General features: G+C 44.8%; 27 protein-coding genes. 12 read left to right on the plus strand and 15 right to left on the minus strand.

Going from position 1 to position 26,671, the window contains the following annotated elements:
- Nucleotides 1-171: 171 nt before the first annotated feature.
- From AC1DPK_RS07265 to AC1DPK_RS07275, 3 genes are all read right to left on the minus strand, one after another.
- Nucleotides 172-1,014: a sugar nucleotide-binding protein gene (locus AC1DPK_RS07265; RefSeq protein WP_477509837.1), complete on the minus strand. Its 843-nt coding sequence runs from the start codon at nt 1,012-1,014 to the stop codon at nt 172-174.
- 176 nt (nt 1,015-1,190) lie between these two features.
- Nucleotides 1,191-2,675, minus strand: coding sequence for an amidase family protein (locus AC1DPK_RS07270; RefSeq protein ID WP_477509838.1), 1,485 nt, complete (start codon nt 2,673-2,675; stop codon nt 1,191-1,193).
- 141 nt (nt 2,676-2,816) lie between these two features.
- Nucleotides 2,817-3,785, minus strand: coding sequence for a DMT family transporter (locus AC1DPK_RS07275; protein ID WP_477509839.1), 969 nt, complete (start codon nt 3,783-3,785; stop codon nt 2,817-2,819).
- A gap of 117 nt (nt 3,786-3,902) precedes the next feature.
- Here AC1DPK_RS07275 and AC1DPK_RS07280 point away from each other — a divergent pair, with 117 nt between their 5' ends.
- Nucleotides 3,903-5,255: an aminotransferase-like domain-containing protein gene (locus AC1DPK_RS07280; protein WP_441880723.1), complete on the plus strand. Its 1,353-nt coding sequence runs from the start codon at nt 3,903-3,905 to the stop codon at nt 5,253-5,255.
- Between the two features lie 3 nt (nt 5,256-5,258).
- Here the strand turns inward: AC1DPK_RS07280 and pruA are convergent, their stop codons facing one another.
- Genes pruA through AC1DPK_RS07295 form a run of 3 tightly spaced genes read right to left on the minus strand, consistent with a single transcriptional unit; the run spans nt 5,259 to nt 8,986 of the window.
- A complete protein-coding gene (pruA, locus tag AC1DPK_RS07285) occupies nt 5,259-6,806 on the minus strand; it encodes an L-glutamate gamma-semialdehyde dehydrogenase (RefSeq protein ID WP_441880724.1) in 1,548 nt (515 codons plus the stop codon).
- A gap of 60 nt (nt 6,807-6,866) precedes the next feature.
- A complete protein-coding gene (gene rocF / locus AC1DPK_RS07290; RefSeq protein ID WP_441880725.1) occupies nt 6,867-7,769 on the minus strand; it encodes an arginase in 903 nt (300 codons plus the stop codon).
- Between the two features lie 5 nt (nt 7,770-7,774).
- Nucleotides 7,775-8,986 (minus strand): ornithine--oxo-acid transaminase, encoded by a 1,212-nt coding sequence (locus tag AC1DPK_RS07295; protein WP_441880726.1) that lies wholly within the window; start codon nt 8,984-8,986, stop codon nt 7,775-7,777.
- A gap of 170 nt (nt 8,987-9,156) precedes the next feature.
- On the opposite strand from AC1DPK_RS07295, the gene AC1DPK_RS07300 reads away from it, so the two are divergent.
- Nucleotides 9,157-9,468, plus strand: coding sequence for a hypothetical protein (locus AC1DPK_RS07300; RefSeq protein WP_477509840.1), 312 nt, complete (start codon nt 9,157-9,159; stop codon nt 9,466-9,468).
- A gap of 79 nt (nt 9,469-9,547) precedes the next feature.
- Here the strand turns inward: AC1DPK_RS07300 and AC1DPK_RS07305 are convergent, their stop codons facing one another.
- The 3 genes from AC1DPK_RS07305 to AC1DPK_RS07315 all read right to left on the minus strand — a co-directional run bounded on the left by AC1DPK_RS07305 (nt 9,548) and on the right by AC1DPK_RS07315 (nt 11,616).
- Nucleotides 9,548-9,844, minus strand: a complete 297-nt coding sequence (locus AC1DPK_RS07305) for a DUF6509 family protein (RefSeq protein WP_339204976.1) — start codon at nt 9,842-9,844, stop codon at nt 9,548-9,550.
- A gap of 109 nt (nt 9,845-9,953) precedes the next feature.
- A complete protein-coding gene (locus AC1DPK_RS07310) occupies nt 9,954-10,886 on the minus strand; it encodes a manganese-dependent inorganic pyrophosphatase (RefSeq protein ID WP_477509841.1) in 933 nt (310 codons plus the stop codon).
- Between the two features lie 136 nt (nt 10,887-11,022).
- The gene (locus tag AC1DPK_RS07315) at nt 11,023-11,616 is read right to left on the minus strand and encodes a GNAT family N-acetyltransferase (RefSeq protein ID WP_477509842.1); all 594 of its coding nucleotides are present in this window, start codon (nt 11,614-11,616) and stop codon (nt 11,023-11,025) included.
- A 412-nt stretch (nt 11,617-12,028) separates the two neighbouring features.
- Here AC1DPK_RS07315 and AC1DPK_RS07320 point away from each other — a divergent pair, with 412 nt between their 5' ends.
- The 9 genes from AC1DPK_RS07320 (at nt 12,029) to AC1DPK_RS07360 (ending at nt 19,539) form a co-directional block, all read left to right on the plus strand.
- Nucleotides 12,029-12,682: a hypothetical protein gene (locus AC1DPK_RS07320; RefSeq protein WP_477509843.1), complete on the plus strand. Its 654-nt coding sequence runs from the start codon at nt 12,029-12,031 to the stop codon at nt 12,680-12,682.
- A gap of 242 nt (nt 12,683-12,924) precedes the next feature.
- Nucleotides 12,925-13,476 (plus strand): RNA polymerase sigma factor, encoded by a 552-nt coding sequence (locus AC1DPK_RS07325; RefSeq protein ID WP_477509844.1) that lies wholly within the window; start codon nt 12,925-12,927, stop codon nt 13,474-13,476.
- Complete coding sequence (locus AC1DPK_RS07330) at nt 13,469-14,233, plus strand: hypothetical protein (RefSeq protein WP_441880732.1); 765 nt, start codon at nt 13,469-13,471, stop codon at nt 14,231-14,233. Before AC1DPK_RS07325 ends, AC1DPK_RS07330 begins: the two co-directional genes overlap by 8 nt.
- A 1-nt stretch (nt 14,234) precedes the next feature.
- Nucleotides 14,235-15,116: an ABC transporter ATP-binding protein gene (locus AC1DPK_RS07335; protein ID WP_441880733.1), complete on the plus strand. Its 882-nt coding sequence runs from the start codon at nt 14,235-14,237 to the stop codon at nt 15,114-15,116.
- Entirely contained in the window at nt 15,113-16,402 is a 1,290-nt protein-coding gene (locus tag AC1DPK_RS07340) for a hypothetical protein (RefSeq protein ID WP_441880734.1), read from the plus strand. The genes AC1DPK_RS07335 and AC1DPK_RS07340 overlap by 4 nt, the downstream gene beginning before the upstream one ends.
- Before the next feature lie 12 nt (nt 16,403-16,414).
- Complete coding sequence (locus AC1DPK_RS07345; RefSeq protein WP_477509845.1) at nt 16,415-17,560, plus strand: hypothetical protein; 1,146 nt, start codon at nt 16,415-16,417, stop codon at nt 17,558-17,560.
- 147 nt (nt 17,561-17,707) lie between these two features.
- Nucleotides 17,708-18,136 (plus strand): MarR family winged helix-turn-helix transcriptional regulator, encoded by a 429-nt coding sequence (locus AC1DPK_RS07350; RefSeq protein WP_076267273.1) that lies wholly within the window; start codon nt 17,708-17,710, stop codon nt 18,134-18,136.
- 91 nt (nt 18,137-18,227) lie between these two features.
- On the plus strand, nt 18,228-19,061 hold the full coding sequence (locus AC1DPK_RS07355) for an NmrA family NAD(P)-binding protein (protein ID WP_477509846.1): 834 nt from the start codon (nt 18,228-18,230) through the stop codon (nt 19,059-19,061).
- Entirely contained in the window at nt 19,054-19,539 is a 486-nt protein-coding gene (locus AC1DPK_RS07360) for an anthrone oxygenase family protein (protein ID WP_477509847.1), read from the plus strand. Before AC1DPK_RS07355 ends, AC1DPK_RS07360 begins: the two co-directional genes overlap by 8 nt.
- Nucleotides 19,540-19,548: 9 nt before the next feature.
- Here the strand turns inward: AC1DPK_RS07360 and AC1DPK_RS07365 are convergent, their stop codons facing one another.
- The 4 genes from AC1DPK_RS07365 to AC1DPK_RS07380 all read right to left on the minus strand — a co-directional run bounded on the left by AC1DPK_RS07365 (nt 19,549) and on the right by AC1DPK_RS07380 (nt 23,152).
- Nucleotides 19,549-20,004: a GNAT family N-acetyltransferase gene (locus AC1DPK_RS07365; RefSeq protein ID WP_477509848.1), complete on the minus strand. Its 456-nt coding sequence runs from the start codon at nt 20,002-20,004 to the stop codon at nt 19,549-19,551.
- A gap of 322 nt (nt 20,005-20,326) precedes the next feature.
- The gene (locus AC1DPK_RS07370) at nt 20,327-21,220 is read right to left on the minus strand and encodes a sugar phosphate isomerase/epimerase family protein (RefSeq protein WP_441958153.1); all 894 of its coding nucleotides are present in this window, start codon (nt 21,218-21,220) and stop codon (nt 20,327-20,329) included.
- A gap of 19 nt (nt 21,221-21,239) precedes the next feature.
- Complete coding sequence (locus AC1DPK_RS07375; RefSeq protein ID WP_477509849.1) at nt 21,240-22,097, minus strand: sugar phosphate isomerase/epimerase family protein; 858 nt, start codon at nt 22,095-22,097, stop codon at nt 21,240-21,242.
- Entirely contained in the window at nt 22,094-23,152 is a 1,059-nt protein-coding gene (locus tag AC1DPK_RS07380) for a Gfo/Idh/MocA family protein (RefSeq protein WP_076267279.1), read from the minus strand. Before AC1DPK_RS07380 ends, AC1DPK_RS07375 begins: the two co-directional genes overlap by 4 nt.
- A gap of 143 nt (nt 23,153-23,295) precedes the next feature.
- Between AC1DPK_RS07380 and AC1DPK_RS07385 the strand changes: the two genes are divergently transcribed.
- Nucleotides 23,296-24,162, plus strand: a complete 867-nt coding sequence (locus tag AC1DPK_RS07385; protein WP_441880739.1) for an AraC family transcriptional regulator — start codon at nt 23,296-23,298, stop codon at nt 24,160-24,162.
- Between the two features lie 21 nt (nt 24,163-24,183).
- On the opposite strand, the gene AC1DPK_RS07390 is transcribed toward AC1DPK_RS07385, so the two are convergent.
- Entirely contained in the window at nt 24,184-25,464 is a 1,281-nt protein-coding gene (locus AC1DPK_RS07390; RefSeq protein ID WP_477509850.1) for an ABC transporter substrate-binding protein, read from the minus strand.
- 41 nt (nt 25,465-25,505) lie between these two features.
- Entirely contained in the window at nt 25,506-26,666 is a 1,161-nt protein-coding gene (locus AC1DPK_RS07395) for an efflux RND transporter periplasmic adaptor subunit (protein ID WP_477509851.1), read from the minus strand.
- Nucleotides 26,667-26,671 lie beyond the last annotated feature (5 nt).

Consider the following 26,671-nt stretch of genomic DNA (forward strand, 5'->3'; position numbering starts at 1 on the left):
TTAAAACGGATATTGAAATTAGCTGACTAACAAACAGCGCCAAGACCTCAAAAATGCGACACCTTCTCCGGAATATCAGGAGAAGGTGTCGCATTTTTGCTTATCGCTTTGGGGGCTCACAAAAACCTTAAGTTCTTCAGTGGCCTCGCCGGCCGCCCCATCCTTTTTAAACTATTGCTGCTCTTTATCCAAATAATCGCTCACTAAATATGATATCATCTCAGCATTGGTGCTTCGCGGAGCGCTGACAAAGTCATCGCGATTCGAACGCAACTGAAAATAATATGTAGCAGCATCATCTTCATATAATCGTTCTCGCAATATACTCTTTTCACTTCCTAATTGTTTTAAAATCTGTTCATAAAATTGTCCTTGAGTCAGCGTATCCACTGCGTCTAAATGAAAAATTCCTTTTAGCTCTTTTTCAATAATGAAGCGCAGCTGTTTAGCGAGCGAAACATCCAGAAGATTATTAAACACGAGATTGCTGTAAACTTCTATCTCTTTATTATTTTCGATACTATCTTTAATCGTGTTCCATCTCGGAGAATCTTTCCCCCATATCGCGGGTATTCTGACAATGATCGCTCGTTCATACAAAATTTCTGTAAGCATGTTTTCACATTCGATTTTGAATTTCCCATAATCGGTGCCGGAAATAGGTAGATCTGTTTCAAAATGAGGCTTTGAAAAGTCTCCATCAAATACGTTCGTCGTAGAAAAGAAATACAGTCGACTATTATGCTTAGCTAATTCCATAGCCAATTCTTTATGGAACAACAGCTGTTGATCAAACTCTCCTCTTAAGCAAGAAATAACAATATCGGGTTTAATCGAATGGATGATTTCCTTCATTTCAGCCATTTGCTCAACATCTAAATTGTACTGCTTATCCGTAGGCAGACTCGTAAATGATGAAGAATAAGTGCCATACAGGTCAAAACCGTGCTGCAATTCATCAACCAATGCTCTTCCTACAAGACCGCTTGCACCTAGAATAAGTACCTTTTGCATTCTAAATACACTCCTCCAAAACACCTTTATTAGAAAACGATCCATAACTAAAAAAAGATACGCAGAATCTAAAACATAACAAGCCATACTTGTTTCTATTCCTTATTTCTTCCCAAAAAAACAGACGCAAACCAGCGGATTATACCCGTTGTTTACGCCTGCTTATTTCAAGCTATTCAATTAAAAGCTGACGGAGATACACGATGCTTGGTCGCCTGCTCAAAGCCATAGGCTAGTTTAATTAAGGTAGGCTCGCTGAAGGCTGTACCTATAAATGTGACCCCTTGCGGTCCCTTGGTCGTATAGCCGCCTTCGGCAATGATTCCCTTCTCCGCATAACCGCCAGGCACGGTAATGACCGGATAACCCGCTCTTGCGGCAAGATCATCGCCATCATCATTGCCTAGGAACAACAAAGCATCCAGTTGATGCTCCTCTAATGCGAAGTCAATTCCCTGCTTGCCTGCCAGCTCTTTATTTCTCAAAATACTATCGACATATTCCTGTTCGGTCAACGTTCCGCTCGTTTCCTCCGCCGAAAGCAGCGTATCCTGCCCATATTTTAAAGCAATGTCTGCATGCTCTTCGTTATAAGCAATTAACTCCTTCAAGGAATGAACCGGAACCGATTCATCCAGCTTTCCGAGGTAGTCATTGATATATTTTTTGAATTCATATCGCAGCACATGCCAATCCCAATCAACCTTCTCACACGGCAGCTCAACGGGATCGATAATCGTCGCGCCAGCCTGTTTCAAAACCGCAATAGCCGACTCCATGATCGCAAGCCTGTCTTCGTCCAAATCTTTATAATAAAAGCGCGGGATTCCGATCCTTGCTTGCTTTAAATAACTAGCATCAAGAAATGGCGTATAGTCGGAATGAGCTTGCTTTGCCCCATTTACCGTAACCGCATCTCGCTCATCGGCGCCTGCCAATGTTCCAAGAAGAATAGCCGCATCCGTTACCGTTCTAGTCATCGGACCTGCTGTATCCTGACTGTTTGTAATCGGTATAATGCCAGCTCGGCTTACTAACCCAATCGTTGGTTTAATTCCTACTAGGCTCGTTTGGCTTGCAGGGCTTATGATGGATCCCGAAGTTTCCGTGCCAATTGCAGCAGCTGCCAAATTGGCGGCAACCGAAGCGCCTGATCCCGAGCTTGAACCGCCAATGAACAGCTCTCCCGGACCATACGGGTTAAGCACAAGGCCTCCTCTTGAGCTGTATCCCGCCCACATTGTGCCTGACATGAAATTAGCCCATTCTGTCATGTTCGCTTTGCCTAGCAGAACCGCTCCTGCGGCACGTAATTGCGAAGCAACAAAGGAATCTTCCGCAGCATATGAATTCGCTAAAGCTACTGATCCCGCGCTTGTGTGCATATTGTCGTGTGTATCGATGTTATCCTTGAGCAAAATCGGAATACCGTGCAGGCTGCCACGACTCCCTTTTTCTTGTCGCTCTTTATCTAACGCTTTGGCAATTTCAATGGCATCAGGGTTCATTTCCAAAATAGATCGAAGAACGCCATCATATTTGCTGATTCGCTCCATATATAACTGGACCAGCTCTTCTGAGCTTATCCATCCTTTTTCCATTGCTGATTGCATGCTTGTAATATCCGCTTCCACAATCCATGTATCCTTATTCTCGATCACTTGATCATCCCCTTAACGCCGCTTCTAATAACCTACAAACCTAATCATATCCATTATTAGAGCAGCTGTCAGCGTAGAGAATGAGTATAACTAAGCTTTCCGGCAGCAGCTGTACGACTCAGATGGAATCGCTGCCTTCTGTTATCGTTCCACCTTTTGAGAAACACTTATCGGAGATGTTCCCTTTCTTTTACCGAATGCCCCCATGTTCGTGCCCAGCACACCAACAACGATAACTGCAGCGCCAATGAAATGGTAGTATGCCAGCTTCTCGCCGAGAAACACAAATCCACCGATAACAGAGACCAACGTTGCCAGATGATTAAATACGCTCACTTTAGACGCTTCAAGCTTGGATAAGGCGTAATTGCTGAGCAAGCTGGATACGAGCGAAGAGAGCACGCCCAAATATAATATCGATAGGAGGAACACTGGACTGGCAAATGGTTCAAAATAATGAGCAATCGTTCCTTTGGCGACATGTTGGCTTATTGCGATAAAGTTAAATACAAGGAAGCCAATAGCCGTCATCATATACGTCATCGTCATTACCTTCATGCGACCAGAGAGTCGCCTTGCTAGTACGCTATAGCCTGCCAAGGAAAGAGCTGACAAAAGTATGAGCAAGGTGCCTTTTACATTAGAAATATCGATTGACGTCCCCTTCATGACAAAGATGAATATAACCCCAACAACAGAGAGCAGGGTCGAAAGCTTCTGTACCTTAGTCGTCCGCTCCTTCAAGAAATACGCTGCGGCAATCATCGTGAAGATAGGCACTGTGGCATGAATAATACCTGCTTCTGCGGAGGATGTAAACTGTAATCCATAGGCTTGGAAAGCAAAAAACATCGACGGATAAAAGACAGCTAGCGGAAGAATGCTTAGCATATCCCGCGCTTTAAGCTGCAGCTTGATCCAGCCGAATGCGACTGGTATTGTTGCCGCAATAAAAGATATGGTGAAACGGTGGGCGAGACTGTCCAGCGGACTTGTAACCGTCAAGGCTAATTTTCCGAAAAGAAAAGAAAGCCCTACAATAGTGGAATAAACAATAATCGCTGTATACGCAAGCCGTTTCGACTTCGAATTATTGTGTGTTGTCATCATGGTATACCTCCTAGTAACTGTTCGCTTTATATAGGTATCGTATCTCCAAAGCTGCACATGCTACAATATACAAAAAAGCCATCTGTATCGGTACAGATGGCAGGAGGCACTGTTAAAATGTACTTTTATTTAAAGCTCATGAATGAGCTGGAGGAGCTCATTGCAAAGCAGCCCTATAAGGATGGGCAGAAGCTCCCTTCCATTCGAGCGCTGGCAGAGCAGTTCAATTGCAGCAAGAGCACAATTATTAAAGCTTTGGATGAGCTGGAGAAACGCCATCTCATTTATGCGATGCCAAGAAGCGGCTATTTTGTTGTAAAAGGAATGAACGCCGCTCAAGATGAAGCAGCCCGCCTGCTCAACTTTGCAGCATCGGCGCCCGATCCGGCATTGTTTCCTTATTTGGATTTTCAGCATTGCATTAATAAAGCAATCGACACTTACCAGAAGGACTTATTTGTTTATGGCACCGCCAAAGGAATGGATTCCTTGATTGATATCGTTCGCAAGCAATTGATGAGCTATCAGGTGTTTGCGCCAGAGCGCAATATCTTTGTTGTCTCCGGGGTTCAACAGGCGCTGTCTCTGCTTGCATCTATGCCATTTCCGAGCGGCAAGCAGAAGGTGCTGATTGAGCAGCCAGGTTATCATCTGTTTATAGAGTATTTACAAACACGGAATGTACCCGTAATTGGCATCGAGCGTCGTTTCTCCGGCATTGATTTCAACAGGCTGGAGGAGATCTTTCGCACAGAGGACATTAAGTTTTTTTATACGATGCCGCGGTTTCACAACCCGCTTGGCTGCTCCTATTCGAAGAAAGAGAAGCAGCTGCTCGCTAAGCTGGCCGCCAAATACGATGTATATATCGTTGAAGACGACTTTCTAGCTGATTTCGAGCAGAACAGCAAAGCCGATCCGATCTACACTTATGACGACTCCTCTCATGTCATCTATTTAAAGAGCTATTCCAAAATTATATTTCCCGGCCTGAGGATCGGTATTGCGGTCATCCCTGATTTACTTGCAGAAGCGTTTCGCCTATACAAAAAACAAGACGACATCGACAGCTCCATGCTGTCGCAAGCCGCTCTTGAAATCTATTTGCGCAGCGGCATGTTCGAGCGTCATCGCGCCAAAATCCGCGGGAAATACTCGGAAAGGGCTAAGCTTCTCGATACGGCGCTTGCGAAGGAAGCTTCACGCAGCAAAGGTGCCTTCACCTATGAGCGATCCAATTACCCGATCGTTCATACTCATATTTTGCTTCATGAAACCATTTCTGTCCCGCTCCTAATCAGCAAATTACGCAAGGAGGACATACTGGTTGATGCCATGGATCGTGACTACTTGTCTACTTTTCAGAGGGCAAATCTATTAAAGCTTAATGTGACCAATGTGATTGAGAGGAACATTGAGAGCGGCATTGAACGGATCGGCAGCCTAATAGCCCAATCCGCTCGCCTGTAACGATTAGAATTTTTCTGATACAACCTTCGCCTGCGTGAAGAGCAGCAAATAATCACGCCCGCCGGCCTTCGAATCCGTACCTGACATATTAAATCCGCCAAAAGGATGGACCCCAACTAAGGCACCTGTACACTTGCGGTTAAAATAAAGATTGCCGACATGAAACTGCTCGCGGGCCTGCTCCAATCTGCTGCGGTTCCGCGAGATGACGGCACCCGTCAGCCCATAATCGGTGTTGTTCGCGATAGCAAGCGCTTCGTCAAAGCTGCCCGCTTTAATAAACGCGAGTACCGGCCCGAATATTTCCTCTTGCGCGATGCGGGCAAGCGGAGCGACATCCTTAATGATTGTTGGTTCAATGAAATAACCGCTGCTATCTCCAATTTTGCCGCCATGTACGATGATTCCTTCGCTGCGCCCAACCTCGATATATTTTAAAATACTCATGTAGGCTCGCTCGTCAATGACCGGTCCAACGTAAGTAGACTGCTCGCTTGCTTTCCCAAGCTTTAGCCGTTTTGTTCGTTCAACAACCTTATCAATAACCTCGTCATAGACGAGTTCATGCACAACAGCACGCGAGCAGGCCGAGCATTTCTGTCCAGCATAACCGAAAGCGGATGCTGTAATCGCATCGGCCGCCAGCTCAAGATCGGCCTCCGCATCAACAATAATCGTATCCTTGCCGCCCATCTCTGAAACGATGCGCTTCAACCATTTCTGATCCGACTGGCCGATAGAGGCTTTCTCGTTAATACGCAGGCCTACCTCCCTTGACCCCGTAAAGCATATAAAGCGGGTTAATGGATGCTCCACCAAAAAATCACCCACCTCATTTCCCGCGCCGGGCAAGAAATTCACAACACCGTCAGGCAGCCCTGCCTCCTCCAGCAGCTCAACAAATTTCGCCGCGATAACAGCCGTCGCGCTGGCCGGCTTTAATACTACCGTATTGCCGGCAACAACCGCCGCCATGGTCATGCCCGCCATAATCGCAAGCGGAAAATTCCATGGCGGAATAATAACGCCAACGCCAAGCGGGATATAGACTAGCTCATTATCCTCGCCTGCTACAGCAACAATAGGCTGACGCTCTGCAAGCCGTTCCATCTCCCGCCCGTAATACTCCAAAAAATCGATGGCTTCGGCTGTATCTCCGTCGGCCTCCGCCCAGCTTTTGCCCGCTTCATAAACGAGCCATGCAGAAAACTCGTGCTTACGCCTTCGCAGTAACGTCGCTGCTTTATACAATACTCTCGCCCTGGCAGAAGGCGTCACTTTCTTCCAATGCTCGAAAGTCTCTGCGGCAGCAAGTATGGCTTTATGCGCCAGCTCAGAATCCGCCTGTGAGACGATTCCTACAAGCTGCCCAACATCAGAGGGATTGATTGATTTTCGCTTTTGAATCGTCTCGATGCGGTCAGCACCAATCCTTAGAAAATACTCTTGGCCCAGCTCCAGTTCAACTTTGCGCAGCGCCTCCTGAAAATCATTAATATGGTCGATTACCGAAAAATCGGTAAATGGTTCGTTCTGATATGGCTCCCGCATAGCTCAGTTCCTCCTGCTCATTCGAATCTTTGCTAGTCGCTTGAGGCTCTTTCCCTTGCTTCACAAAATCTGTTCACCCAGCAGCGAGCCAATTAGCTCCACCGCAAGCTTAGCCGTCTGGTCATTATGGTCGAGGCTTGGATTAACTTCCACGACTTCGGCTGATGTGACCAGATCCGATTGATAAAGAAGCTCAAGTGCAAGATGCGCTTCACGGTAGCTGAGTCCGCCCCTGACAGGCGTGCCCGTACCCGGTGCCTCAACCGGATCAAGGCTATCAATGTCAAAGCTGACGTGGACGCCATCAGTCGTTTGCTTAAGCTGCTGTATCACCTTCTCCATCACGCGAGCAATACCAAGGCGATCAATATCATGCATGGTATAACAAGCGATGCCTAAAGATCGGATATAGGCCTTCTCGCCGGAATCAAGCGATCTGGCTCCGACAATCGCGACATGCTCTGGCTTTATTTTGGGCGAAAATCCTCTTAAATTCGTTAACAAAGGAATGCCTCTGCCAAGGCTGATGCCAAGCGACATCCCATGTATATTGCCCGAGGGACTTGTATCCTCCGAATTCAAATCCGAATGCGCATCAAACCAAATGACTCCAAGATTTTTATAATGCTCGGCTAAGCCAGCAATCGTCCCAATGGAAATGCTATGATCTCCGCCTAGCACTAACGGGAATTCCCTTGCCGCAACGATCTCCGATACGCGCTCAGACAATCGGCTGGTCACTTCGTGCACCTCAGACAAATGTTTGGCATTTGCGGATTGAAGCGGCGGTATTGGAGTAACTAAGCCAATCTCGCCCGCTAACCGATGCGGGATGTGAAGCTCCGCCAGCTTGCGGCTAAGCTCTGCCGCCTGCAATATATGCGCTGGACCAAGCTCCGCACCGGGATTCCCTGCCCCTTTCCCAAAAGGAACAGCAACRATTGCCACCTGTTGAATGCTCATCGCCGTCACGCTCCTGCCTGTATGCTATTCGCGAAGACCGTTTGAATTTGTTCGAAGGCAAAGTCGAGCTCCTCTTCCGTGATGATGAGCGGCGGTGCCAAACGAATGACATGCTCATGCGTTTCCTTGCAAAGCAGTCCCAGCTCCATCAGCTTCTCGCAATAAGGCCTTGCAGGCGTCGAAAGCACAATGGCGATGAACAATCCGCGTCCTCTAATTTCAGCAATGTCCGGATGGCGCAATGTAGCAAGCTTGCTCATCAAATATTGCCCCAACAGCTGTGAGCGTTCCGCCAGCCCTTCCTCTTCGGTTACTTCAAGCGCTGCAATCGCAACAGCGCAGCTAAGCGGATTTCCTCCAAAGGTTGAACCATGAGAGCCCGGCTCGAATACATCCATAATGCTCCCGTTCGCGGCGATAGCCGATACAGGCATGACCCCTCCACCCAGCGCTTTCCCCATAATATAAATATCAGGAATGACATTTTCCCAATCGCATGCGAATTTTCGTCCTGTACGCCCGAAGCCGGTTTGAATCTCATCTGCCACAAGCAGCACCTGCTGTTCTGCACATAGCTGAGCAACAGCAGCAAGAAATCCATCCGGAGGAATCCGAATGCCCGCCTCGCCTTGAATCGGCTCAATCAATATCGCAGCGGTATTCGGCTGCATCACCGCCTTCACTGCCTCTAGGTCGCCATATGGAACAACACGAAATCCAGGTGTAAAGGGACCGTAACCTTGCTTATATTCCTCCGTTGAGGAGAAAGACGTCAGTGTCAGCGTTCTGCCATGGAAATTGCCCTCAAAAGCGATGATTTCAGCTTGATCATTCGGTATTTGCTTGACGCTGTAAGCCCAGCGTCGTACAGCTTTGATCGCCGTCTCAACTGCCTCTGCCCCTGTATTCATAGGAAGAATTCGTTCCTTGCCGGTATAGGCCGCCAGCTTCTCGCAAAACGCACCAAGTGCCTCATTATGAAAAGCTCGTGATGTAATCGTGACCTTATCCGCCTGCTCCTTTAACGCTCTAATGATCCGAGGATGTCGATGCCCTTGATTCAATGCCGAATAAGCGCTCAACATATCCATGTAGCGCGCGCCTTCTGAATCCTGCACCCATACGCCCTCTGCGCTGCTAATCACAATCGGCAGGGGATGATAATTATGGGCGCCAAATTGCTCTGCCAGCTCAATATCCTTATTTGCCCTGTTCATCACCTGCTCCTCTCTGCATGCACCGCAAAAAATAGCTGTTTTTGAATTTTATGCGGTTAAGGGGTGACAAATAACAAAGGGAACCGAGGATAGGCAGAAAGTAACAATTTCACTTGTACAAATCCGCGAGGCTTGCTTTAATAATATTTGGGGGAAAGGGGGGTTGAGTGATGAAAAACAAAAAGGTTTTTCTTACAATGCTGATTAGTCAAATCTTGTTCGGATTGTTTACGCTCGTTTGGCTTTTTGTCGCGTTAATGTCTGTTATGATGTTCGACTCGCCAGGTTCAGAAAATCTATTCTGGCCTGTGCTTTTATTTATTGTGATTTGGCTTTATCCGGTAGCTCTTATTTTGTCCATTATTGCAAGCTGGGTGCTCTATCGGTTCAATAAAATGAAAATAGCGGTTACCATCGCAATGGTACCGCTCATTTGGGTGCTGCCTCTTCTCGGTTTTTTAATCTATGCCAATGTCAGCTAATCCATGACATGGCTAAAAAACGTTGCCAGCCCTGCTCCATACTGAATTATGTATTATAATTCAACTGCTAAAAGGCTGTTTATTCCTCCGACTTGTCAAAATGCTCCTGACAAAACGCCAGTACCATCTTCTCTTCATCCTCTTCCAGCTCAAAATCAATGTACTTATTGGAGGAAGTGGTTAGAAATTCATACTTTGCGATTCGGGCTGTATCCTCTTCGATCACATAAATGACACGGAGCGTCACGCCCTCGTCATGATAAAGCTCATCATCATCCGCTACATCCAGATCAAGAATGAACTCATACCTCTTTCCTGATAAAATGCCAAACGGGTCCTTCATTAATTCAGCGCTATATTCTGTTACAGTAAACATGTCATCCGCTCCTTCTTCTCTAGTATAGCAAAACAAAAGCAGCCTGAAACTTGAAATCCAAGCTTCAGACTGCTATTTTTTTGGCAAACGGCTGCTGCCTCGCTGTTTCTTACAGGCTGCTTAGCGTTTCTGTAAGAACAGGTACGATTTGCGATTTGCGGGAAACAACGCCTTTGAGTACCGCTTTATTGTCTACCAACGTTACGTTGTAAGCTTTCTCAACCGCATGAGCTTGAGCGCCAAGTGCAAGCGCTACGGAATCATTGTTCAAAATGTCCGTTACAACAAGCACAAACAGATCAAGACCTTTTGTTGCAATAATATCGTTAAGTGCTGCTTCCAGCTCAGCTTGACGAGAAATAACATCGTTTGTATCAACCGCGTTTACTTGCGCGATTTCTACTTTGTAGCTGCCCATTGCGAATTCTTTCGCATCTAGGGAAATCAGCTGTGYAATCGTTTTGTCGCTAAGATCCGCGCCTGCTTTAAGCATGTCCAGACCGTAGCTTTCTGCATTAACGCCAGCGATTTCAGCAAGCTCGCGAGCGGCTGCTACATCTTGCTCCGTGCAAGTTGGCGATTTGAACAGCAAGGAATCAGAAATGATAGCAGACAGCATAAGGCCAGCAATTTCTTTGCGGATTTCAACGCCGTTCTCTTTGTACAATTTATTCAAAATCGTCGCTGTGCAGCCTACAGGCTCAGCGCGGAAATATACAGGGTGGCTTGTCTCGAAATTAGCAATACGGTGGTGATCGATTACTTCAAGTACACGTACACTGTCGATATCGTTTGCGGATTGTTGACGCTCGTTATGATCGACCAAAATAACAGTGTCAGTCTCGTCAGCAACATTCTCGATCAAACGAGGAGCTGGGATGCCGAAATAATCAAGAGCGTATTGTGTTTCGCCATTAACGTCCCCAAGGCGAATCGCCTCAACGTCAGCACCTAGCTTTGTTTTTAGCTCAGCGTATGCGATCGCTGATGTAATCGTGTCGGTATCCGGGTTTTTGTGCCCGAAAATAAGCGTTTTAGTCATTTCGAGTACTCCTTAAAAGTTATTTTTCGGCTGGACCAAACAGTCATTAACGGCCCATGTCCTTTTGTAAATGCTATACTAAAAACCATTATAGCTTTAAGTGCTCTTTATTCCTATACCTTTACACTGAATTAAATCATAAAATTTGTGAATGTTGTATGTGCTTAAGCTTGTAATAACTGTATTCCCTATTTTCAATAACGATATTGTTTTGAAATTCAAAACCGCATTTTAGGATCACTTTATTCGATGGTACGTTGCGTATCTGAGCGATAGCCACGAGCTCCTCGACATTCGTATTTTCGAACAAATACTGAATCAATCCGTTTGCAGCTTGAGTCGTGTAACCCTTATTTCTATGATCATTTGAAATCCCATAAAAAATCTCTCTGTTGGGCGGCGATATTTTATCCAATATTCCTGTCCCGCAAACACCGATAAATTCGCCAGTATCTCTGGATATTATACTCAGTCGCAGCCGCAGCTCTCCTATATCACCATCTTTGGATACCGCTTCTAAAAAAAGTAGATTTTCTGGTATTTCATAATGATTGAACCAGTCTGCCCTTTGTTCCTTAGAAACATTCCAATCCAGCAAAAATTCATGAAAATGAGGCTGCCAAGTGAGATTATGCAGAGCATCTAAATCCTCGACCTGATACTCTCTCAAAATAATATCTTTGCACGCTATAGTTAAAATGCTATTACTTGTATTTTGTGAATGACTCATCGATATCCTCCTAATGTATAGAAGGAATACAAAGCAGAATATTGAGAAGCATCATAAATCACAAAAAAAGCAGCAAATCACAAGGATTCGCCGCATGATGTGATGTATAACACACTTTGCTTTGTTTCCTTGTAATAGTAAAAATAGAATTGTGGATTAAACTATTACAAAGTAACTGGCATAGTGTTGATTCCCCTTCCAAATATAACCTGATAGAAATTGTAGCAAAATTCARACTCAAAGACAATAAAATACACAGATTTTACAGCTCATGAGATTTAAAAACGATCAATAGAAACGATTAATAGACTAGTGTCCTTATTACGTTCTGTATTATAATACTCTGAAATGGGAAATTTTTCTCTATTCCATTCAACATCTTTAGTTATATCGAGCAGTTATTGAGAAAAGGATGTGTTTCAATATTAACTCGCCAGTCCGTACGCTATTTGCATTTCTTTTCGTTTTTATCGTCAATATTTCCTTAAGCATGTTGGGTTTAAGCACCAATTACTCCATCATTTCCAGCTTTATTATTGTCTTTTTGTTCTTTGGATTACCTCTTTATACGCCGCTTCTTGAAACAGATTTGGATCGATTGGAGAAATTTTTAATTGCCCAGCGTAAAAACCCTGCCTTTTATATTTTATATGCATCTTCGAACAGACAAGATGAAGAAGTTGAACGTCTGATGCCTCAATTGCTTCTCAAGTATAAACAGCGCCACAGACAAGCATTGTATATGGCCTTTCATGGTGCATATCGGAAAGATGTTTCCTCGGTAAAAAACCAAATCGTACATATACGGCCAATGGATTACCAACATTATTATGCAGCCTTTGTTCATTTGGAAGAAGGAAACATAGAGCTTGCTCGATCAAGCGCTGCTAGAGTTTCCAAGCCATGGATGAAAAATGCATTACTTTCCGAAATTGAAGAAAAAACAGGAAACCAGCTAGAAGCAGCTTCTTATGCAAAAAAAGCGCTGTTAAGCAGCCGGGGACTGCAGCGTTATGTTTTGCATAAACACTATGAGCGCGAGCTGCCTGAGGCTCTAGCAGGATAATAAATTTATTTATATCATCCTATACAACTGCAAAAGAGAGGCAATGGAGATTATGCTGCTGTGTTGCTGCATTGCTCCATACCTCCTCGAATACCTTCAACCACCAGCGCTTCGCTGGCGGTTTTTCGTATGTGTGCAATTCACCAAGAAAAAGTATTTTTTTAACACATGCAAACTATTTCTGACCGGACTTCGAATATACAAGCAAGCGGCAATTTACTATGCGGGAAAGAGAGAGCGATATGGACACAGAAGCAGCATGGATCAAGCAAGTTCAGCGACAATCCAGTGAAACGGCAGCGAATGCACTCGTTTCCCGGTACTACAAGGAAATGTACAGCTACGCATACAGGCAAACTACGAACAAACAGCTGTCCATGGATCTTACACAGGACATTTTCATTCATATGCTGCAGTCGATTGGAAAATTTGACGGAACACGCGGTTCCTTCCGTACTTGGCTGTACAAGCTTGCCACAAACCGAATTGTCGACTACTATCGCTCCAAATATTACAGCTATGCCCGTCATACCGCTCCGATAGAGGAGGAAATGCCAGATGACGGCGATTTTACATTGGAAATAGAAAAGAGAGAGCAGATTGAAACGATTATGCTCCAGGTAAATCAAATGGATGCTGCCTCACAGCATATTTTCCGCTTGAAGTTTTTTGCTGAGTACACATTCTCTGACATTGCGCCGCTGCTCAATATTCCAGAATCAACAGCGAAGACCAAATACTACGCCATGATCAGAAGGCTAAAAAAAAAGCTTGGAGGCGACAGCAATGAATGAGCAAAAATTTCAGCAAGTCGAACTGCCGGATGAACTTGAGATAGAACAGCATATCCGCAGCATTGTTGCAGCTGGCCTTGTTCCAAAGCAAACGTTCTATCACTATTTACGAACGATGTATCGTCGTCTCGGCTTCAGGCATCTGTTCCATGACTGGACAGAAATCGTCTTTGCGATAACTGCCGGGTTCGCTCTTATCATCTGGTTCGCGCTCACCGCATTTGAACGTACAAGAGTACTGAGTGAAGACCTATATTCAGCCATTTTCATCGGATCTCCCGTTTTGTATCTCGTCATCGCTCTCCTATTTTTTGTCCGCCGAAAATACAGCGATACCTATGAGACAGAAATGACCTGCAAGTATAATGTGTACCAGCTTGCCTCACTGAGGATGCTCGTATTCAGCCTCGCCTGCATGGTCGTTAATGCGGTTTTAATTGTCGCGGCAGCCATCATTTACAGCCAACTAAACGTTTTATTCGCAATATCGCTGTCAGCCGCTTCACTTTTTCTTTTCTCTGCAGCTTTCTTGTACATCATGGTCAGCGTACATTCGGACATGATGAAATATGTGCTCATTGCAGGCTGGTTTATTTTGAATCTGACTCTCCTGCAGCTAAACAAAGAGTTTTATCTACATTTCATATCCGCCATTCCCATTTCGATTTATATTGCAGTCGCCATCTTTGGATGCGCCATATCCTTAAAAAATCTTAAGAAGCTAACGACATTCCAAAGCTCGGAAGGAGCTGTCTGACATGCTAACCGTACAAAATGTGTCCAAACACTTCGGTAACTTCAGCGCGCTGGAGCAAATTAATCTTGAATTCAACAACGGCGTTTACGGACTGCTCGCTCCGAACGGAGCAGGAAAAACGACGTTGATTAAAATGTTAGTCACACTGCTGTACCCCAGTGAGGGTGAAATATTGTACAACGGTGAAAATATTATAAGGCTGGATGAACGCTATCGCGAGCAGCTCGGCTATCTTCCCCAGCATTTCGGCTATTACAAAAATTATAGTCCGCGGAAATATCTTCTGTATATTGCGGCTTTAAAGGGCATCGAGACCACTGCTGCGAAGTCCAAAATCGTGGAGCTGCTGAAGCTCGTTGCGCTTGAAGATGTGATCGATAAAAAGATGAAAAAGTTTTCCGGAGGCATGATCCAGCGTGTTGGCATTGCACAAGCGCTGCTGAATGATCCGCGAATTCTTATTCTGGACGAGCCTACAGCGGGTTTGGACCCGAAGGAACGAGCCCGTTTTCGCAATATGTTGACCAGCCTAGCGCGTAATCGAATCGTTATATTGTCTACACATATCGTGTCGGATGTTGAATCGATTGCGAATGAAATTATTTTGATCAAGGACAAACGTGTGCTGCATAAGGATTCCATTGCGAATATTTGCAGCCTCATCGACGGTATGGTGTATGAAACTACGGTTGATTTCGATGCTGCGGATGCATTTCGACATTCGTATCTGTCGCTTTCTGAGAAGCAGGAATCAGGTCGGATGAAATTTAGGTTTATAGGCACCGGACATCCTAAGCCTGATTGGAACCCATCAGCGCCAAGCCTTGAGGATGTATTCATCTACATATACCAGGATGAAGCTGCTGCGGAACAACCGGTATGAGCTGGAAAATTCGAGTTTGCGAGCTGAGAAAAGCGCTTCTCTCACCCGTCATTATCGCGCTGCTGCTGGTGTTTACCGCTTATAATCTATTCCTCATTGCTCAAGAGGCTTATAAAAAGGATGAAATGAGCATATTGAACGAGCTTGTTGCACAGTTCGGTTCCGAGATTACTAAGCCGATGCAGGAGGATTACAAGTCTTACTATTTGTCGCGACTGGACGATATGAACAAGCTGACGAATAAACGGACATCTCAAACGTATGAGATGCCCAGCGATTTTTTTGAATATGAAAATTATAAGCGTTACGTGACCGATCAACCGAATCTTTACAGCAGAGATGAGCTTGATTTGTTTAATGAGCTGCAAGTTATTCAAAATTATTATTATTTGATGCAAGACATCGATGATACCTATGCTGGGTTCAATATGAAGCAGATCGCCGAGGGCGAGATAAAGAAATATGGATTCAGCGGCTCGGCGGCTGATTTGGTGAGACAGCGGTATGACCACATTGCTGAGAGACTACAGCAGCTTATCGAAAGTGGCGAGCACAAGAATCTATTTTTCATTGGTCAAATCTATCAATCACATTCGATGCTGTTCAAAACGCTCATTGGATCTATTTTGCTGCAGCTGATGATTTTAGTTGTATTAATGACCGGGTATATAAGCAATTACGAATTTGAGCAAGGTACACATCTGCTGCACTACTCCACCAAACGAGGCAGAAAGCTGCAAACGGATAAGCTGCTTTCCTCCTTCGCAGCCAGCATAATCGTGACGACCGCTCTAACCGGAATATCCTTGTCCGCTTACTTCCTGACCTTCAGCTACAAGGGGCTTTGGAAGGTGCCGGTCAGCAGCTTTTTCAATTGGGAATTCGGCATGCCTTATCCTTATTTAACATGGCACTCGATGTCTTATATTACCTATTTAGGCTGTGCTATCGCGCTCATCTTTGTGCTCCTGCTTATCTTTACCGCCATTACCTTTGTGTTAACCGCAATTATTCGCAACAGCTACTTGGTATTTGGAGCATTTGCCATTCTTTTCGGCTCTTTTCTCCTAATTACCAACATCGTACCAAGAGATTTAAAGCTTATTTTATTTACAGGGTTTACTCCGTTTCATCTTGTATTGAATCCGAAAGCGTGGTTTACAGCAAGCGGCGCCTTCATGAGCCTTCCAAATAACGAATGGATTACAGCTGGCATTTGGCTGGCGCTGTTAACACTGTGCTGCTTCCTCTGCTTGCATCAATTTAAACGACAAAATATTAATTAGAAAGGAGCTCCTATGACAATCGTGCTGCATGAAATAAAGAAGGTATTTGGCCTGAGAATGGTCATTATGCTTCTAGCGATCAATGTTGTATTTTATTTTTTATTCATACAGTTTTATTTTCAACATTTTCCTAACGGAAATCCCGATACTGAAATTCATAAAGCCAGCATTGAGATGAAAAAGGATTATGGCACGCATATGGATAATGCTGAGTATGAGCTGTTTAGACAGAAATACGATGAAACAATCGAAAAAGCAGAACAATTCATGAAGACCGATCAGCAATTCATGGATGCTGGGATCACTACCTATGAGCAATTTTACAACAGTGATTATAACAATGAGCAACTGAACAAGCTCCATAATTATGCTGTATTCGAGTCGGATACCGAACTGTTCTGGGAGCTGCAAGCACGCAGGTACATGATCGAACGCTATGAAAATAGTGAAAAATATCCTTACAACGCATATGGCGAGGTTGATGCGAAACAGCAGAATAGAATGGAGAAACATGTTGCTTCCGATGAGGGTGACTCGATATTTACCGATGTTGTATTCAGCAATTATATGAGTTTAATCATCTACATGACCGTTCTTATCGGTTTAAGTATCCTCTTTATGGTTTCACCTATTTTTCTTCACGATAAACGAAGCAATCTTATTCATTTGCAATATACTGCGCGAATCGGACGAAGGCTTTTCTTGCGAAAGCTTACTGCAGCGATGATTTCCACACTCCTTATCGTAACCGTACAGCTTGGCGTCTTCTTCCTCATGTATAGCAGGCTGGGAACAGGATTATTTCTGGACTCGGGCATCAATTCAATATTTAATATAGGTTACTTTTGGTATGATCTCACATTCGGACAATACATTTGTCTGACTGTAGCAGCCATATATATGCTCAGTCTAATCACCGCCGTGTTTGCAGCATGGATCTCAAGCATGGCAACCAATTACATGGTCATCATCGGACTCCAAATCCCTTATGCTTTTCTGATGTTTGGATGGATGGAAAAATTACTAATCGGTAAACTTGCCGATATTTTATACGCGCAGTATGTGCAGCCGCTAACTTATTTGCTTCTTGCCGCCGGCGCAATTCTACTGTTTGTTCTTCGCTGGCGGAGTGAGCGACGAGCAGATTTGCTCGTATAACTGTTAGTTAAAATGCTGAGGCAGCCTAGAATTGAAAAGAAATATTTAGGCTGCCGCAGCCATAAAAAAATTAGGCTTTACAACAAAATGGAAATATATTATATTTGTATGCACAAACAACTTTTATGTAAAAATGAGGTAACTACGATGCTGGATACGTATTTAAAGGAATGCCTGTACTTCACTGCAAACCGATTGGGCAGAATTATTACGAAGATGGCAGAAGATGAATTTGCCGTTAGCGGCATGTCACCCACGGCTGCTTTTTTATTAATGGCTGTGTATGAGAAGGATGGCATCTCACAGAAGGAGTTAGGCGAGATTCTCCATCTCCAGCCCTCCACAGTGACCCGTCTGATTGAGAAGCTTGTTATCAAAGGGCTGCTCACCAGCCGAGTAGATGGGCGTTTATCACTTATTTCCGCCACCGAGAAAGGCAAAGCATTAAATGACACGATTAATGAGTGCTGGATGAATTTGCGTAAACGTTACGCCTTATTGCTCGGGGAAAAAGAAAGCGAAGAGCTGTCCTTTCAACTATGTGCGGTAAGTGATCAACTAGAAAATAAAGAATGACAACATCTTCTTTATTTAAGAAAACATTTGCTTGTGCAAACAAGTATAACTGTTTTGTTGAATATAAATAAAAACGCAAAGGAGAGATTTTATGAGAAACAAACCTATTTTGATCATTGGAGGCACCGGTAAAACGGGTCGCCGCGTAGCAGACAGATTGAGCGCTCGTGGACTGTCCGTACGAATCGGCTCCCGCTCAAGTGATCCTTCGTTCGATTGGGGATATCCGTCAACATGGGCAGCGTCCCTGCAAGGCGTAGAGTCTGTGTATATTACGTACTACCCCGACTTAGCGCTTCCCGGTGCTGCCGCATCGATCGGTGCTTTCGCTGATCTAGCAGTGAAACAAGGAATCAAGCGCTTGGTACTCTTGTCCGGCCGAGGTGAAGAAGAAGCTCAGCTTAGTGAGAAAGCATTGCGCGACTCTGGCGCTGACTGGACGATTTTGCGGGCGAGCTGGTTTTGTCAAAATTTCAGTGAAAGCTTCCTGCTGGACTCCGTACTCAGCGGAAGTGTTATACTCCCTGCCGCGGACGTAGCTGAACCATTCGTCGACGCGGATGACATTGCCGATGTCGCAGTTGCAGCGCTGACTGAGGATGGCCATATCGGCAAGCTTTATGAGCTGACTGGCCCGCGTGCGCTTACCTTTAAGGAAGCTACCGAAGAAATTGCGAGAGCCTGCGGCAGAGATGTCCGCTACGTACAGGTAAATTCCGAGCAGTTTATCTCTGCGCTTGCGCAGCAGGATATGCCTGATTACGTTCTCGCGTTATTGACTGAGCTATTTACTAAAGTGCTGGATGGACGCAATTCACACCTGACAGATGGCGTTCAGCTCGCTCTAAACCGTGAGCCTCGGGATTTTGCCGACTACGCTCGAGACACCGCAGCTGCAGGTATATGGGGGGTTCCAAATGTTTGATCGCTCCATCATTGTCTTAACCTTTTTCTCTGCTCTTGGCTCAGGTTTGATGGCAGGATTGTTTTTTGCCTTTTCGACGTTCATGATGACCGCTCTCTCGCGTCTTCCTGCAGCGCAAAGCATTGCCGCAATGCAGTCCATTAACCTCGTTATACTGAACCCGTTGTTTGGTCTATTGTTTTCTGGGACAGCGTTAGCAAGCATCTTACTTGCGATCACCTCTTTTTTCCGATTAGGTGAACCCGCGGCAACCTATTTGCTTGCCGGCAGCCTTCTCTATCTCATTGGCTCCGTGCTAGTAACGATTGTATTTAACGTACCTTTAAACGATATGCTCGCCTCAGCGGATCCAAGTGTTGCAGGTTCCGAATTATGGACGCGTTATGTTGCGAGCTGGACGCCATGGAATCATGTGCGAACCATTTCCACCCTTGCGTCGTTGGTTTGTTTTATTATAGCGTTCCGACATTCGAGCTAACGGTGGTACTTAAAGCTTCTTTTCAAAGCAAAGGCTTGAATCGCAGGAAATATATTCACCATATCTATCAATTTCATAATAATGATGTTTTTTATAAAAATGAAGCGCTTCTGGCTGAGGAGCCCCTGCTTCCAAACGGATATATTGATAATTCATATCCTTCGCTCTGGCTTCTAAATCATTCAAAACTTGTGCGGCTATGCCGTTCCTTCTAAATTCGGGGCTGACATAAAATCGTTTCAATTCTATATACTCATCATCCAGCGGTTTTATGGCTCCACAACCAACCGCTTCTCCTTGCTCGTACGCAACCACAAATACAATTTGCTCAATTCCAGGATCACTAAAATCTACTGTAAATACTTCCTCTGCCGTATATCTTTGCGCTAAATCCTCATCCAGCTTCTGAATAAGCCTGTGTAAATCCTTATCGTTATGTGATACTTGAACAATCTCCACTGTCATTTCTGCACGTCCTCTAGTTTGAATGGTTTGCCTGGTTATCAATCGATAATACTAGTCCTCTATTATTTTACAGAATTCGCTTCACCCTTGCCACCCTAAAGCTAACTACAAAAGTAAAGAAAGCTCTCATGGATTATACCATGAGAGCTTTCTTTTGGGCGGTTTCATGAGATTTCGCTTAAATCTACATCACACATTCATTTCAAACTGATGACTAACCTCTTATTTGCCACCGTGCAGCCAGACGGTTTGCCTTCCAACTGGACTGCTAGCAGCCTATAATTCATCTGTAGAAAACGATTGAGGATGCTCCATGCCTGTTTTACTGTCCTTTAAAAGCTTTCAAAAACTGAACGGCTTTGCTAATATCCGCTTCTGGGCTCGTACCAACTTCACGCTCGATCGTCAAATAACCTGTATAGCCAATTTCCTGAAGCGCTCGCAAATATGCCGGCCAGTCTACAGTACCATCACCAAGCGGCACTTCGCGGAACGCAGAACCTGTTTCGGCCATCGCAGCAATTTTCTCATGGTCGAGGGCAACCTCGTAGCCATAATCGCCATAAACGTCGCGCGGATCAACATCTCCCAGCTTCACGCCGTCCTTCGCATGCGTATGAACGATATAATCCTTAAGCGTGTAAACGCCTTGAACAGGATCATCTCCCGTAACCATAACCATGTTGGCAGGGTCAAAGTTAACAGCTACGCCTTTGGTGCCAAGACCATCAAGAAACGACTTCAAATGCGCAGACGTCTCAGGTCCTGTCTCAATCGCAAAATAAGCGTTCATATCATTCGCGAATCTAGCTAGCTCTTCACATGCCGCATGCATCGTCTCATAAACACGGCTGTTTTTGTCGCTTGGAACGATACCGATATGCGTCGTAATAATGTTTGTTCCAAGCTCCATGCCAAGCTCCATAATCCGTTTGGATTTATCGATTTTCGCACGGTTTTCTGCCGGGTCCTGAAAACCATGGCCGCCCAAATCGCCAACTAGAGCGGAAATATCAAGGCCTAGCCCATCAATATAAGACTTCCATTCTTTTCTTGCAGCTGCGTTCAGGTTAGCAGGGTCCAGCTCGCCATGTACCGCATACATTTGCACGCCATCCGCACCAACCTGCTTCGCTTTAAGCAAACCTTCCTTTACACCAACCTGAAAGCTATCCACGATAACGCCGATTTTGTTCGTAATGATAGGTGATGTCATCTTCGAGTCACTCCTTCGTTTAAATTTCGTTCCATACACGTCTTACGAATTCAAAGCCAAGTCTCGTTCCAAGACGGCAATCTTCCAAGCCTTCAAACTCGATGGAAATATAATCATCATAGCCGCTTTCTTTCACAGCACGCAGTACTTGCGGCATTGCGATGTCACCATGTCCGACGATTGCTCCCCGAAGCCAATTGCCGCCTTTGGATTTAAACCAGCCTTCACCCGGATTTTCGGTAGATGGACGATAGTAGAAATCTTTAATATGGACCATAGAAGCCAGGCTGACATTGTTTTTAACAGCAGCAAGAGGATTCTCATCCACACAAAGGAAGTTCCCGACATCAAGCGTTGTCTTGAAGTTTGGACGATCTACAACCTCAATGAGTGCCTGTACCCGGTCGCTATGTTGTATAAAATAACCGTGATTTTCTACACTTGTTGTAATTCCAAACGTTGCTGCATAATCCGCAACTGCTTGGCAAGCCTTCGCTAGCTTTGGCAGCTCCAACAAGAAGTTAGAAATGGATAGGTTTTGCGATGATGCCACGTCGTGACGCATCTTCTTCACACCAAGTGCTGCCGCAATATCCACTTCACGCTTCAAGCGGTCAAGCTCCTGCTCGAATTGTTCTTCATTTAATCCGGAGAAGTTTGCACCTACCGCATAATTCGATATTTCAATACCGCTTTCCTGCGCTTGCTTCTTAATCACTTCGATCAGTTCCGGATTTTCAGTAAGGTTAAAGCCAAGCGGTACAATTTCAACATGCTCTCCGCCAATGGATGCGATATATACGATAACATCCTGTATCGTCATTTCGCCCGTTCTCAGTGCATTATATAAGCTGTATGTGCTGATTCCTAATTTCATAGACGCACTTCCGCTCCTTTTGCTGCGGATTCATAAATGCCGACTAATATCTTCATAATTTCCACGCCATCCGCCACTGGGCTGATTGGCTGTTTTCCGTTAGCAACACAATCAACGAAGTGGTTGATTTCATTTTGAAAAGCGCCAACAAAATCAAAGCCAGCGTGATCCGTCTGCGGATATACGTTTAAGATCGTGTCATTTTGCTCTGTTACAATAACGGTTTCCGGATCGATCTCAAAACCGCCCTTTTCCCCATACAGCTTAACTGTGTTTTCATTAGACTTGGCATGCAGCGTGAAGCTGACATCTACGAGCAGCGATGCGCCATTCTCGAAGCGAATAAGTGCATTCGCTAAATCCTCAACTGTATTTTTCTCCGCATCGTAATCCGCCGCTTGGTAGAAGCTTAAGTTTTTTACATTGGCACGATTGCCAAGCTTGCGATACGTATTGGCACTAACGGATACCGGCTTCGGACGTCCCATCAAATACCAGCAAAGATCGATAACGTGTACGCCAATATCAATAAGCGGTCCGCCGCCTGAGCGCTCAATGTCGGAGAACCATCCGCCTGGATTTCCAAGGCGTCTGAGCGTTGATGCTTTGGCAAAATAAATTTCACCGAACTCGCCTCTGTCAGCCATCGCACGAATCAATTGTGCACTCGTATCGTATCTGCGGACGAAGCCCACTTGAAGGAGCTTGCCGGATTGCTCTACAGCCTCTTGCACAAGAAGCGCATCTTCAACCGTACGGCAAAGCGGCTTTTCTACGAGCACATGCTTGCCAGCTTTAAGAGCCGCAATGCTGATTTCAGCATGCGTATTGTTCCACGTACAAATGCTGACCGCTTCAATAACTGGATCGGCGAGCAGCTCGTGATAATCCGTATAAATTTTTTCGGCGCCATATTTCTCAGCTGCGGCTTTTACGCGCTCTTCATTTAAATCGCAAACCGCGTAAATGTTCGCATTAGGATTTTTCTTATAGGAATCTAGATGAGATGATGAGATAGAGCCTGTTCCAATAACCGCGATTTGTATCGGTTTCATTGCTAATCTCTCCTTATGAATTCTAATAGTAAGGTTTTGCATGTCTACACTTTCGTATTATAATGGTTTCAACCTGCAACTCCATGTAAAGCTGTGCGGTTTGTTTGTACAATTGTGCTATCCTACTGAGGAGGTCTTTCAAGTTGGAAAAATTCGAAGAACTGCGTGAGCCTATGGACATGCCAGACCCTCATTTTCCGATAAAACTGCATCACAACACCTTCGACCAGCAGGGAATGGTCATTTTCCCGCATCATTTTCATGAACATCTTGAATTTTTATATTTTGTGTCGGGCAAAGCCTCGATAGAGTGCGGTTCTACTACGATAACAGCATCCGCTGGCGATCTCATCGTCGTGAACAGCAATGAGCTTCACTACGGAATTAGCCTATCATCAGATTTGTACTACTATGCGCTCATCGCCGACATTTCCTTGCTGCACAGCCAGTCGGTGGATGCTGCCGAAACGAAGTTCATTACGCCCATTACGCAGAACCGCCTTCTGCTGCAAAATTATATTGGCGACGACAGCAAAGTAACATCCTGCATGCATGCCATCATCAATGAGCTCGAACAGCGCGAGTTCGGTTACGAGCTGGCCATAAAGTCCGAGCTCTACCGCCTGTTGACGCTGCTGCTTCGCGGTCATGTCGCTACCGTGCTCACCAAAGACGAATATGCAGAGCGTATGAAGAACATTGAGCGCTTCGCACCTGTCTTCAAGCATATTGAGGACAGCTACAAGGATGAGCTTTCGGTGGACCAGCTGGCAAGCATGGCAAACCTCAGCCGTTACCACTTTAGCAGATTGTTCAAAGAGCTGAGCGGTCATACCGTTACAGAATATATAACGATGACTCGGCTCGGCAAAGCCGATTATTTGCTGCGTCACAGTCCACTTACCGTGTCTGAGGTTGCAACAGCGACAGGCTTCAACGACATTTATTACTTTAGCCGTACGTTCAAAAAACACAAAAAAGTTTCCCCGTCCTCGCTTCGGGGAAACTAATTAGGCTACTTCTATTGTTAACTACTCGTTCAAGTAAGTGGTCACCTTGTTCTGGATCAGCTTCGCAACTTCTTCAGCAGACTTTTGTTCGCTAAAAAATGAGCTGGCCTCATCTCCTACAATAGAAAACACTTTACCGTCCACATCTGAATAGTTATCCGCTGTACTAATCAGTTCCTTAAATTGATTAAATTGTTCATCGGTTACCTGCGGCACTTTCCCGTCCGGAAGCTTGTACGTTCCACCTTTAATTTGTTGCTGAATCTCATTCAGCTGTTTTTCATTCACAGATTTCAGTAATGAAAACCCTACTCTATCTTGCAAAGATTGTCCTTCCACAGATAACAAGAAGGAAATAAACTTCCAAGCTTCTTCTTTAACGGGAGATTGGGCTTGAATGGCGAACCGGGAATAAGTAATAATCCTTGTTCCGCCTTTTTGTTCCGGTTTTTGCAGCAGCTTCGGATTTGAGAAATAGAGTAGAGGAGCATTAATAAAGTCTGCCGGCGATTCAATAACAATGGAATGGAACATTTGCTTACCGATATCAGCATGTTCCGCAGTCATAACTTTATTATCAAACATCCCTTTAATTTGTTGCATCGCCTCCATAAATAATGGAGAGTCGAACTTTGCCTCTTTCGCTGCATGATCCACAAACTCTGAATATTTATCTATAAGCATTTCTTGCAGGAGCATTTCCGGCGGGTCATTTGCCATAGCATAGCGGCGTTCCGGCCCATTCTCCCCCAATACCTTCACAGTCTTCTCGAACTCTTTCCACGTCCAATTTTTATCGTCAATATCCGTGTTCCCTAGAATGTCCCCATCGCCAATGAATGCCCGCAAGGAGAAACCAAAAGGCATAGTATACATACCATCATTCGACTTTAATTGATCCAAAATATTCATTTGCAAGTCGCTCTTATTTATCGTTTTGTCCTTCTCCATAAGCTCATCCATATTTAGAATAAGCTTCTTGCTCACATAATCTTCTATAGGCAAGCTGCTTATATCAAAAATATCCGGTCCTTTCCCTGAAAGGAGCGCTGCGTTCGTCGTTTTTGTATATTTTTCATATTCCTCTGTGACTTGAATTTGAATATCGATGTCCGGATACTTATCTTCAAACTTTTTTTCTGCCGTCTGCAAAAATATGCTCGGTTGTCGCGCTGCCAATGTAACGACCGTTTTCCCCTCACTGCTTCCGGGCTTATTCGCGCTTTCCAACTCCTCGCCGCCCCCAGAACTGCATGCGGTCATGACTAGCATCAAAACCATAATAAACAGCATCTTTTTCATGGTATACATTTCTCCTATCCTTTTCTCTTCTACTTGCTTTACTACTGCAGGCGAACACGATTTCCGTCTTGAAGAGGCTCGCTGCTCTGCAAAATAATCAGTTCATCCTCATATAGGTTATCCGCTTGAATCATCGTTACTATGTCGTTTTTTTCGCTGAAAGGAACTCTGACCTTACGGACAACATAGGCATTGCCTAATGCTCCCCTTTGCACTTCAAGCTTATTGATGAAAATGCCTTCTTGATCCTTATGAATAGCCTCATTGGAGATGAGCAATCCCTCTTGCTGCGAGCGTGCATCCAGTTTAATTTTTGCCTGTTCACCTCCTTTCAGCTCTGAATTTGCGACTTTTATGCGAAGAATATGTTGTGAAACCGTTTTGGTCTGACCAGTATCTTCACTAGATGAGCTATTTGTACGGGGTTCTGCATTTACTACCTCATCAATCATGCCGCCCAGCATATGTGTCTGTTGTTTCTGAGCAGTATCTACCTCGACTTCTATCTTCACTCCGCTTGATAGCCCGAAGCTTGTGAGCAGCCTTGAATCAACTGTTATATCCAAGCGATAACCAAGACTGCTGTTCGAAATAACAACATCAGGTTCTCCTGTTGGTGCTAACCCTTCGACAGCATTCAATTGCGTAATAATGCCATCAAAAGGAGCTGTAATTTCTTTTTGGCTTATTAGCCGCTCTTTCAAATCGTCAATTTTACGTTGCTGCGTGCTAAGATCAAGTTTCATCGTTTCAAGATCCCGTCTTGCTTTCCGAATTTTCAGCTCATCCCCTTCAATCATTGTTTGGATGAACTGATCTTGCATATTTTGCTGCTCAATTTTCTGCTTGTCCAAATTGGTTTTCTCATCTAACAGTTCTCGCTCGGCGGATTTGCTGTCGTAGAGAATGAGCTTTTGCCCCTTCGTTACTCGATCGTTTTCTTTCACGAGGACCTTTCGGACTTTCCAACCAGCAGGGTTCGATAATTTGGCTTGGGCGATCGGTTGCAAAATACCGCTGCCTTCGAGCGACAAGGCAAGGCTGCCCTTGACTGGTTTTTCCGTACTTACTTTCGGCAATGCCAGCGACTGCAGCGTATTGCTAAGAAGCGTAAAAAATAGTAACAGTCCCATCAGAATAAAAAATACAACTAAAATGTTTCGTTTGCGCCTGCGATCTGGTGGCTCTTTTTCCAGCTCCATCTCCC

This window comes from Paenibacillus sp. 01T424 (genome assembly GCF_056398745.1).

Coding starts and splice junctions, on each gene's coding strand:
- AC1DPK_RS07265 (WP_477509837.1), bottom strand. CDS start 1,014: ATGCAAAAGGTACTTATTCTAGGTGCAAGCGGTCTTGTAGGAAGAGCA.
- AC1DPK_RS07275 (WP_477509839.1), bottom strand. CDS start 3,785: ATGATGACAACACACAATAATTCGAAGTCGAAACGGCTTGCGTATACA.
- AC1DPK_RS07280 (WP_441880723.1), top strand. CDS start 3,903: ATGTACTTTTATTTAAAGCTCATGAATGAGCTGGAGGAGCTCATTGCA.
- pruA (WP_441880724.1), bottom strand. CDS start 6,806: ATGCGGGAGCCATATCAGAACGAACCATTTACCGATTTTTCGGTAATC.
- AC1DPK_RS07295 (WP_441880726.1), bottom strand. CDS start 8,986: ATGAACAGGGCAAATAAGGATATTGAGCTGGCAGAGCAATTTGGCGCC.
- AC1DPK_RS07300 (WP_477509840.1), top strand. CDS start 9,157: ATGAAAAACAAAAAGGTTTTTCTTACAATGCTGATTAGTCAAATCTTG.
- AC1DPK_RS07305 (WP_339204976.1), bottom strand. CDS start 9,844: ATGTTTACTGTAACAGAATATAGCGCTGAATTAATGAAGGACCCGTTT.
- AC1DPK_RS07315 (WP_477509842.1), bottom strand. CDS start 11,616: ATGAGTCATTCACAAAATACAAGTAATAGCATTTTAACTATAGCGTGC.
- AC1DPK_RS07320 (WP_477509843.1), top strand. CDS start 12,029: ATGTGTTTCAATATTAACTCGCCAGTCCGTACGCTATTTGCATTTCTT.
- AC1DPK_RS07325 (WP_477509844.1), top strand. CDS start 12,925: ATGGACACAGAAGCAGCATGGATCAAGCAAGTTCAGCGACAATCCAGT.
- AC1DPK_RS07330 (WP_441880732.1), top strand. CDS start 13,469: ATGAATGAGCAAAAATTTCAGCAAGTCGAACTGCCGGATGAACTTGAG.
- AC1DPK_RS07335 (WP_441880733.1), top strand. CDS start 14,235: ATGCTAACCGTACAAAATGTGTCCAAACACTTCGGTAACTTCAGCGCG.
- AC1DPK_RS07340 (WP_441880734.1), top strand. CDS start 15,113: ATGAGCTGGAAAATTCGAGTTTGCGAGCTGAGAAAAGCGCTTCTCTCA.
- AC1DPK_RS07345 (WP_477509845.1), top strand. CDS start 16,415: ATGACAATCGTGCTGCATGAAATAAAGAAGGTATTTGGCCTGAGAATG.
- AC1DPK_RS07350 (WP_076267273.1), top strand. CDS start 17,708: ATGCTGGATACGTATTTAAAGGAATGCCTGTACTTCACTGCAAACCGA.
- AC1DPK_RS07355 (WP_477509846.1), top strand. CDS start 18,228: ATGAGAAACAAACCTATTTTGATCATTGGAGGCACCGGTAAAACGGGT.
- AC1DPK_RS07360 (WP_477509847.1), top strand. CDS start 19,054: ATGTTTGATCGCTCCATCATTGTCTTAACCTTTTTCTCTGCTCTTGGC.
- AC1DPK_RS07365 (WP_477509848.1), bottom strand. CDS start 20,004: ATGACAGTGGAGATTGTTCAAGTATCACATAACGATAAGGATTTACAC.
- AC1DPK_RS07370 (WP_441958153.1), bottom strand. CDS start 21,220: ATGACATCACCTATCATTACGAACAAAATCGGCGTTATCGTGGATAGC.
- AC1DPK_RS07375 (WP_477509849.1), bottom strand. CDS start 22,097: ATGAAATTAGGAATCAGCACATACAGCTTATATAATGCACTGAGAACG.
- AC1DPK_RS07380 (WP_076267279.1), bottom strand. CDS start 23,152: ATGAAACCGATACAAATCGCGGTTATTGGAACAGGCTCTATCTCATCA.
- AC1DPK_RS07390 (WP_477509850.1), bottom strand. CDS start 25,464: ATGAAAAAGATGCTGTTTATTATGGTTTTGATGCTAGTCATGACCGCA.
- AC1DPK_RS07395 (WP_477509851.1), bottom strand. CDS start 26,666: ATGGAGCTGGAAAAAGAGCCACCAGATCGCAGGCGCAAACGAAACATT.